Annotated in this window: 7 protein-coding genes and 3 pseudogenes; 8 read left to right on the top strand and 2 right to left on the bottom strand. The window is 62.2% G+C overall.

Features of this window, described 5'->3' with window-relative positions:
- The coding region (locus RMO57_RS10690) for a DUF2938 family protein (protein ID WP_414896405.1) at positions 1-115 on the bottom strand (115 nt) is incomplete at its 3' end.
- Here RMO57_RS10690 and RMO57_RS10685 point away from each other — a divergent pair.
- The 7 genes and pseudogenes from RMO57_RS10685 to RMO57_RS10655 form a co-directional block, all read left to right on the top strand.
- A pseudogene (locus tag RMO57_RS10685) lies at positions 114-851 on the top strand (CmpA/NrtA family ABC transporter substrate-binding protein); the annotation flags it as partial. The gene RMO57_RS10690 and the pseudogene RMO57_RS10685 sit on opposite strands and share 2 nt — an antisense overlap.
- 13 nt (positions 852-864) lie before the next feature.
- Positions 865-1749, top strand: coding sequence for a nitrate ABC transporter permease (gene ntrB, locus RMO57_RS10680; RefSeq protein WP_310386448.1), 885 nt, complete (start codon positions 865-867; stop codon positions 1747-1749).
- A 4-nt stretch (positions 1750-1753) separates the two neighbouring features.
- Complete coding sequence (locus tag RMO57_RS10675; protein WP_310386446.1) at positions 1754-2560, top strand: ABC transporter ATP-binding protein; 807 nt, start codon at positions 1754-1756, stop codon at positions 2558-2560.
- Positions 2561-2971: 411 nt separating this feature from the next.
- A complete protein-coding gene (locus tag RMO57_RS10670) occupies positions 2972-3466 on the top strand; it encodes a GNAT family N-acetyltransferase (RefSeq protein WP_310386444.1) in 495 nt (164 codons plus the stop codon).
- A 759-nt stretch (positions 3467-4225) separates the two neighbouring features.
- Positions 4226-4387 (top strand): annotated as a pseudogene (locus tag RMO57_RS10665) (M13-type metalloendopeptidase); the annotation flags it as partial.
- A gap of 141 nt (positions 4388-4528) precedes the next feature.
- A complete protein-coding gene (locus RMO57_RS10660; protein ID WP_310386443.1) occupies positions 4529-5470 on the top strand; it encodes a GSU2403 family nucleotidyltransferase fold protein in 942 nt (313 codons plus the stop codon).
- Between the two features lie 594 nt (positions 5471-6064).
- A pseudogene (locus RMO57_RS10655) lies at positions 6065-6154 on the top strand (IS66 family transposase); the annotation flags it as partial.
- Between the two features lie 254 nt (positions 6155-6408).
- Here the strand turns inward: RMO57_RS10655 and RMO57_RS10650 are convergent.
- The gene (locus RMO57_RS10650) at positions 6409-7680 is read right to left on the bottom strand and encodes a type IV pili methyl-accepting chemotaxis transducer N-terminal domain-containing protein (RefSeq protein WP_310386441.1); all 1272 of its coding nucleotides are present in this window, start codon (positions 7678-7680) and stop codon (positions 6409-6411) included.
- 244 nt (positions 7681-7924) lie between these two features.
- Between RMO57_RS10650 and RMO57_RS10645 the strand changes: the two genes are divergently transcribed.
- Positions 7925-8631 (top strand): MFS transporter (locus RMO57_RS10645; RefSeq protein ID WP_310386439.1); only part of this gene is annotated, 707 nt, incomplete at its 3' end.

Here is an 8631-nt window from a genome sequence, read left to right as displayed (position 1 = left end):
CGGCGAGGTAGAGCCCCAGGCCGAAGACCAGGTGCGTGGCGAGGCTCTTGAGGGAGTTGAAGAGGGGGGCAGGCGTCTTCCGCGAGGCGACCCCGGCGCCGAGCGCCGGCTGCACCCACGCGATGTGGTTGTACTACTGGATGGCCGCGCATGGCATCAACCCGGTCAAGGACGCCAAGGTCATCACCGTGCCGCCGCCGCAGATGGTGGCGAACATGCGCGTCGGCAACATGGACGGCTACTGCGTCGGCGAGCCGTGGGGCCACCGCGCCATCATGGACGGTATCGGCATCACCGCCGTGACGACGCAGGACATCTGGCGCGACCATCCCGAGAAGGTCTTGGCCAGCAGCGGCGAGTTCGTCAAAAAATACCCGAACACCGCGCGCGCCGTGATGATGGCCGTTTTGGAGGCCGGCCGCTGGATCGACGCCGGCCTGCAGAACAAGCTCAAGATGGCCGACACCATCGCCGAGAAGGCCTATCTCAACACCGGCGTCGATGCGATCAACCAGCGCATTTTGGGTCGTTACCAGAATGGCCTGGGCAAGACCTGGGACGACCCCAACCACATGAAGTTCTTCAATGACGGTCAGGTCAACTTCCCGTATTTGAGTGACGGCATGTGGTTCCTGACCCAGCACAAGCGCTGGGGCTTGCTGAAAGACCACCCGGACTATCTGGCGGTGGCCAAGCAGATCAACCAGATCGATTTGTACAAGGAAGCAGCCAGCGCGCTCAAGGTCAATCTGCCGGCGTCGCCGATGCGCAGTGCCAAGCTGATCGACGGCTTGGTCTGGGACGGCAGTGCGCCGGCCAAGTACGCCGACGCCTTCAAAGTCAAAGCCTGAGGAGTTCATCATCATGGTCAGTGCCGTATTCCATTCGCCGCGCGACGTCAGCATCGAGTTGATCAAGCCGCCTGTTGCGAAGCCGCAGAGTAGCCAAGCTAAACCAAAGTCTGCACGGACTCCGGTCGACTGGCGCGGCATCTGGTTGCGCGTGTTGCCGCCGGTGCTCGGCCTGGCCTTGTTGATCGGACTCTGGGGCTTGGCGACACAAAAAGGCGGGCCCTTTCCAACCCCGGCGGCCACCTTCGATGCCGCCGTCAAGCTGTTCGCAGACCCGTTCCGCAGCAACGGGCCGAACGACCAAGGCATAGGCTGGAACATCCTGGCCTCGCTGCAACGGGTGGGTCTGGGCTTTGGCCTGGCGGCGCTGGTCGGCATCCCTTTGGGTTTTGTGATCGGCAGGTTCGAGTTCGCCAACCGCATGATCTCGCCGCTGATCAGCCTGCTCAAACCGGTCTCGCCGCTGGCCTGGCTGCCGATCGGTTTGTTGGTGTTCAAGAGCGCCAACCCGGCCGCGATCTGGACCATCTTTATCTGCTCGATCTGGCCGATGGTGGTCAACACGGCGGTCGGCGTGCAGCGTGTGCCCCAGGACTATCTGAACGTGGCGCGGGTCTTGAAGCTGTCTGAATGGAAGGTGATCACCCGCATCCTCTTGCCCGCCGTGCTGCCTTACATCTTGACCGGCGTGCGCTTGTCGGTCGGCACCGCCTGGCTGGTGATCGTGGCGGCCGAGATGTTGACCGGCGGCGTCGGCATCGGCTTCTGGGTCTGGGACGAGTGGAACAACCTCAATGTGGCCCACATCATCATCGCCATCTTCGTCATCGGCATCGTCGGTCTGGCGCTGGAATGGTCGTTGATCGCGGTGGCCAAACGCTTCTCTTTCGAGGACTGATGCAATGAGTACAACCAAGAACTTCATTGAAGTGCAGGCGGCCGAGATGGTCTTCAACACCCGCAAAGGCTCGTTCCACGCCTTGGCCGGGGTGGATCTGCAGGTGCAGCGCGGCGAGTTCATCACGCTGATCGGCCATTCGGGTTGCGGCAAGTCGACCCTGCTGAACCTGATCGCCGGCCTGCTGCTGCCGACCAGCGGCGTGCTGCTGTGCGACAACCGCGAGATCACCGAGCCTGGGCCGGAGCGCGCGGTGGTGTTCCAGAATCATTCGCTCTTGCCCTGGTTGTCCTGCTTCGAGAACGTTTATCTGGGCGTTGAGTCGGTGTTCGCTGGGCGCGAGGCCAAGCCGAAATTGGTTGAGCGCACCGAGGCCGCGCTGGCGCTGGTCGGCATGAGCCATGCCATGCACAAGCGCCCGCACGAGATCTCCGGCGGCATGAAGCAGCGCATCGGCATCGCCCGCGCGCTGGCCATGAGTCCTAAGGTCCTCTTGATGGACGAACCCTTCGGCGCGCTTGATGCGCTGACCCGCGCGCACCTGCAGGACGAGCTGCTGAAGATCGTCGCCGCCACGCAGAGCACGGTGGTGATGGTGACGCATGACGTCGACGAAGCGGTGCTCTTGAGCGACCGCATCGTGATGATGACGAATGGGCCGGCGGCCAGCATCGGCGAGATCCTCAGCGTCGATCTGCCGCGGCCACGCAACCGGGTCGAGCTGGCCGACAACGCCCGCTATCTGGCGGCCCGCAAGAGCGTGATCGACTTCCTTTACACCCGCCACGCCAAGGTCGAGAAGGCGGCTTGATCACCGCCGGGCCAGCGCCTCCGCCGGGTCAAGCCGGGCGGCGCTGCGGGCCGGCAGTGCGCAGCCTCAAAGGCTGCTTGTTGTAGTGGGTGTAAAAATTGCGCGGGGCTGAAGTGGCTGTCCAATGCCTTGATGGCAGCAGCTTGTGTGATTGATCTTTGTGCCGCAACTGAGCACCCGAAAAGGAGAATGAAACCATGCGCGACGCCGACATCAACAATCTGCGGGCCTTGCCCGAGCAGCGCGACTTGATCGACCGTGCCTCGGCCTTGCTGGATCAGGTTATCTGCGAGCTGGACGCCGACAAATTCCAGTAGATTACGGCCCTGCTCGACGCCCCGCCGGCTCACAACCCGGGGCTTGAGCGCCTGCTGGCCGTGACGGCACCCTGGGCTCCCGTCAAGGCATGACATGAGCCTGCAGCTCCAGCCGCCGCAGCCGCTGCTGGCCAGCCAGCTGCTGGACGGCTTTGACTGCGGCGAAACCATGCTCGACGACTGGCTCAAGCGCCGCGCCATCAGCAACCAGTTCAGTGGCACCAGCCGCACGTTCGTGGTGGCGGATCAAGACGGGCGTGTGGTCGGCTACTACGCCGTGGCCGCGGGCGCCGTCGCGCACCAGCTGGCCAGCAGCGCCGTGCGGCGCAATATGCCCGATCCCGTGCCGGTCTTGGTGCTGGCTCGGTTGGCGGTCGATCGCCGCGCTCAGGGCATCCAGCTGGGCGGCGCCCTGTTGCAAGATGCCGTCAAGCGGGCGCTGGCGGTGGCCGAGAACGCCGGTGTGCGGGCGCTGCTGGTCCATGCGCTGCACGAGCGCGCCGGGGCGTTTTACGCGCATTACGGTTTTCAGCCGTCGCCGGTGCATCCGTTGACGCTGATGCTGAGGTTGAACATCGCTCAGCCATGAGCGTTTTGACGCTGAGGTTTTTGGCGCCATTGAAGCTTCGTTTTGTAGCGAGCGCCGGTCGGCGTTTATGGACTTGCCTACCTACCGTACATAATCGGCGTCATGTTTGCCGCCAGCTCGAATCAATCCCCATTGCCAGCAAGCCTTGCAACTCAGGCTGGCGGCGGCAGATAAACGCTAGCTGTTGGCCAAATCAAATGACCCTTTCGCCTCAAGTTGTTGGTATGTTCTTTGCAATGAGTGCTCTTTTGGTGGCCTGTGCTTCAGGGCCTCAGGAGGCAGCAGGCGGTCCGGAGTACGACCAGCAAACAACGCATCACAAATGCCGCGCATTTGCTGCGTCTAAGCAGCAAGTCTTTGTCGTCAGTGGGTTCAGCCACCAGACCTTTGATGTCCCGGTCGGTATCAATCAGTCAAACTACATTTACTGCATGGAGAAAGCGGGGTACCCGCTCACTCAAATGAACACTTCGTTGGAGACATCCTCGCTCATAACGCCTCCTCGTCACCCTGCTAGCGGACCTCGGCGCGCCTCAGAGTGAAGGTCCTCGCTCTGTCTTGGCTCGTTTGGTGAGGTCCCGGTCACTTGCCGAATCGCCAATCCTGAAAAGGAGAAACATGGCGGCGAGACTCAGCGGTGTGCGGAGCGGCACGCCGGTCGAAATGTTGCACTAGGCGAGGGTGTGGGCCAGCTCGTTGCGGCGCGGTATCTTCGCCCGAGCACAAAGCACGCATGCAGGCCTTGGTCGCCAGTGCCCGGTCGCTAAGGCCGGCAAGCCTGTGGACTGCCAAGAGTGGGACATGACGCCCCAGACGGTCAATGCGTCCTGCAGCCCCAGCTTCAATGCCATCACCTTTCCGGCGGCAATTTTGCGGCCGCCGTTTTTCGACTTCAATGCCGATGACGTGGTCAATTACGGCGGCAAGATAGGCAGGTCAACTCATGGAAGAGGCAAAACCTGCTTCAGAAAAAACCCTCTGAAATGCGCCGTGAAATAGCCATAAGCTGTTGAATTAAATGAATTTTCGGTATTAATTTAATAAATTACATAAAATACCGAAATGCTAGAAACCAGCGCCACCATCGCACGCCAGTACATCGATGCCGTTGCCACCTTTGAGGCCTTGGAAGAAGCCCAAGAGGACGCCGCCCATGTGCGCGGCGGCATGTACTGGCATGCAGGCCCTGCGTCTGCACCCGACGCCAAATACCTGGTGCGCACCACCCCCGCTGGGGCCGAAACCAGCCTGGGTTCGCGCACGCCAGAAAACATAGCTATTTACGAGCGCTTCACCCAGCGCAAGCGTGAAAGTGCAGAACGCGTGGCCGGCCTCAAAGCCGCGTTGGAGCAGCACCAACGCTTGAACCGTGCCCTGCGCGTGGGCCGGGTGGATCCGTTGGTGGTGGCGCTGTTGGGCCGCTTGGCCAGTACCCATTTGAGCCCGCATTTTCGCGTGGTCGGTACTCATGCGCTTTACGCCTATGAAGCCACCGCTGGGGTGCGCCTGGATTCGGACGCACTGGCCACGCGCGATATGGACTTGCTGTGGGACACCCGAAAGCGCATCCTTTTCTCGACCCAGCTTGCCAAGCTGGACAGCTCCATGCTGGGCGTGCTGAAGAAGGTGGACAGCACATTTCGAATCCGAAAAAGTCAGCAATACACCGCCGTCAACAAAGACGGTTTTGAGGTGGACATCATCCGCCGCGAGCGCGCGCACGACGATCCGCACCCCATCAAACTCAGCGGCGAGGACGATGATTTTTGGGTGGTTCAGGCGCGCCGCGCCAACGTGCTGCTGGATTCGCCCGGGTTTTCTGCCGTGATCGTGGCCAGCAACGGCAGCATGGCGCGCATGAGCACGGTGCACCCCGCCACCTTTGTCGCATTCAAACGCTGGATGGCCAAGCAACCCGATCGGGAAGCCCTCAAGCGCCGCAGGGATGTGTTGCAGGCCGATGCGGTGCAAGAACTACTGGACAAGTATTTGCCGCCGGCTTGAAAGGTCAAGTGGCCGCTGCTTTAAAGACCATGGCGGGTGATTTCTTGCTCGCGCGCCGTCTGGAAGCTTTTGGCAAGGAGGCCAAGCTTGAGTTGATCGGCCTGGGGAATTTCCCGCCTGGATGAAGGGGATGAAAGGGATGAATACTTGACAGGGCGTGGCGTGGTGTAGCGCTATAGTCGGCGCCGACCGGAGCGTTGAATTTTGTTTGCCGAGCGGACGGTCGGAATAGCGCAAGGCAGAGGCTATCGAATTCAATATTGATTGACGCCTCCGAGGCGAAATAAAGCGGGTTTACCCTTTGAATCAAGCGCCAAGCCCATCTGTTACTTTTGTCGGCTTGTTATGACGGCATGAGAAAAATACTGTCAATGCGTTGCGACGCCAATATTCATGGGGGTATCGTCCCGTTGCCCGTTGCCCGTTGCCCGTTGCCCGTTGCCCGTTGCCCGCTGCCCGTTGCCGAAATGGGGGCAGAGAGCCGAGGGTCAAGTCTTTAGTCGGCAGAGAGCCGAGGGTCAAGTCTCTAGTCGTTAATTTCCCAAAGGCACAGCCGGGATCAGGTCTTGCAATCATGCAAAACCTCCCTTGAACGACGCGCGCGTGCCGGTGGACAACAACGCGTTCAAGAACGCGATACGGCCGCTCGCGATTGATCGAAAGAGTTGGCTATTGATGGGTTCGGAGGCCGACCCTCCTTCTTCAGAGAGTTTCACCAAAACTAATGAGATGGAGCCTTGCGCCCATCCCCTCTATCCCCTCCATCCTGGCTCAGTTTCTTGCTCGCGCGAGCCTTCGGCAAGCTTTTGCAAGGCCAGACTCGATTTGGTAGGCCCGAAAGAATTTTCTAGTCTGGATGAACGGGATGAAAGGGATAAATACTTGATCTGCCACGCCAGCGCCGTGCGGCTCCAGCCCTTGTCCAGGCAGGCCGCCCCTCACCCCAACAGCACCTGCAAGCTCTGCTGATACTGCCCCGTCAGCCCGTCCAGATGCGTCAGTAATAACTCGCTGCTGCGGGCCAGGCCGGCGGCGGCTTCCGGGCCTTGCACATCGCGCAGGCTGCGCAAGAGGCGCCGCCATTCCTCGCGCACTGCCGCCAGAGACAGCTGAATCTCGGCGTTAGTCAGTGGCGCCGCTTCCAGCTCCTTGAGCCCGCTCTCGAATTGGTCCAGGCCGGCCGCGATCAGGGCCGGTTCGCGCCCGGCCAACAGGTCGGCCAGCAAGGCGTCTTTGGCCAGACGCTGGCTCAGCATGCGCTGGCGCCCGCACAGATTGACCAGGCGCAGCGGCTTGCCCGCGCCGCCACTGTTTTCTATCGTGGCGGCCAACTCCTCCGACAACTGCAGCAAGGCCTCGGCCGCCGCATCGGCGCGCTGCAACACGCCGGCATCGGCCTTGCCGACCAGCAAGCCGCGCAGCAGCAGCCACACAGCATCGAGCGCGGCCAGCGGCGCTTGCTGCTCGGCCGTCACCAGCTGCCGCAGCCGCGCCAGGTTGGCATCGACGCGGTCGCGCGATTCGTCCTGCAAGACCTTGGCGCGGCGCACCTCGATGCCGGCCGCGCGCTGCGCCAGCAGCTTGACCAGGCGCTGCGACAACATGCGCTGCTGGCCGGCCAGATTGAGCGCCTCGGCCTGCTGGGCCGCCTCTACCAAGGACCGCGCCACCTCGCCCAGGCGCAAATGGGTTTGCATCGCCGCCGCCCGCAGCAACTGATACGCACCGGCTTCATCGAGCGCTTGGGCAGCCATCAGCAAGCCCTTGGCGCGGTCGGTCCATTTGCGCTCGTCGAGCTGGGTCTGCAGCGCGGCCTGCTTCTGCCATTGCCAACCGGCCCAGCGCAGCTGCAGCAGCAGCTCGGCGGGCGTCGGCATTTGCTCCAGCCAGACCTGCACGCCCAGGCTCAAGCCGCGCCGACGCTGCGCCGGGCTGGCGCTAGCGGCCACGCAGACGATGGGCAGCGGGCTCTTCAAATGCGCCAAATCGTCCAGCAAGGGTTCGACCGCAGCGGCCTCGGGTGCCCATAGCAAGAGCGCCTGCGGTGACGGTTCGAGTGCACGATGCACCAAGTTGTTGCGCTGCAGCGGGGCGCTGACGGTGCAGCCGAGCGCGGCCAGTGGGGTCGCAAGTGCTTGCCACCCTGCCTCGGGCGGGCAAAGTAGCAGCAGATGGGTAGCCGGGTCGGCCGTGTCCGGCGGAGTGTTCATGGGCGCAGTCGGGGCGGCGAGCGAGTGGATTTGAGCGTCGCAGCATAAATCAGACCGGGCTCGGGCCGAAGCTGGCATGGCGATTGCATGGCTTTTGCTGCGGCGCAACGAAGCGCTGCACCCCGCGGCGCCCCGGCCCGCAATCATCGCAGCGTGCCTTTTGGGCGGCGCTCATCGTTTTTCAACGGCCTCGCCAAGCCTCGGTGCTTGACGCGGCCTTTTTGCGTTTCAAGAAGAAATCATCATGTCTACAGGATTCGTAAAGACCTTTCTGCGCTCGGGCCACAGCCCGACGCTGTTTGCCGCCTTCCTGTACTTCGCCTTTTCCTGCTGCATCTGGGTCTTGAACGGCGCCTTGGCACCCTTCATCAGCGAGGCCTATGGCCTCACGCCGGCACAAAAAGGCCTGATGTTGTCCATCCCCATCCTGGCCGGCGCGCTGATGCGCTTCCCGCTCGGTGTGCTGTCCCAGTACATCGGCCGCAAGAACGCCACCCTGGTCGAGATGGGCCTGATCGCCGTGGCGATGCTGTACGGCTTCTTCATGGTCGACAGCTATAACGATCTGCTCAAGATGGGCGTGCTCTTGGGCATTGCCGGCGCCAGCTTCGGCGTCGCCCTGTCGCTGGGATCGGGCTCATTTCCCGCGCGTCACAAAGGCCTGGCGATGGGTCTGGTCGGCGCAGGCAATGTCGGCACGGCCGTGTCGGTACTGGTGGCGCCGCCGCTGGCGCAGGCTTTCGGCTGGGTCACGGTATACGCCATTGCGGCAGTGGCCATCAGCATACCCATGGTCGTGATGATCGTGTTTGCCAAAGAACCCGACGACCGCGACAAGCACGCAACTTTCAAGCAGCACATCGCCTGCCTGTATGAAAAGGACGGCTGGGCCTTCAGCCTGATCTACGCCGTGACATTCGGCGGCTTCATCGGCCTGGCGACGTTTTTGCC

It is taken from the genome of Roseateles sp. (genome assembly GCF_031397715.1).
Classification (GTDB): Bacteria; Pseudomonadota; Gammaproteobacteria; order Burkholderiales; family Burkholderiaceae_C; genus Paucibacter_A.
This window is presented reverse-complemented; position numbering and strand designations above follow the sequence as displayed.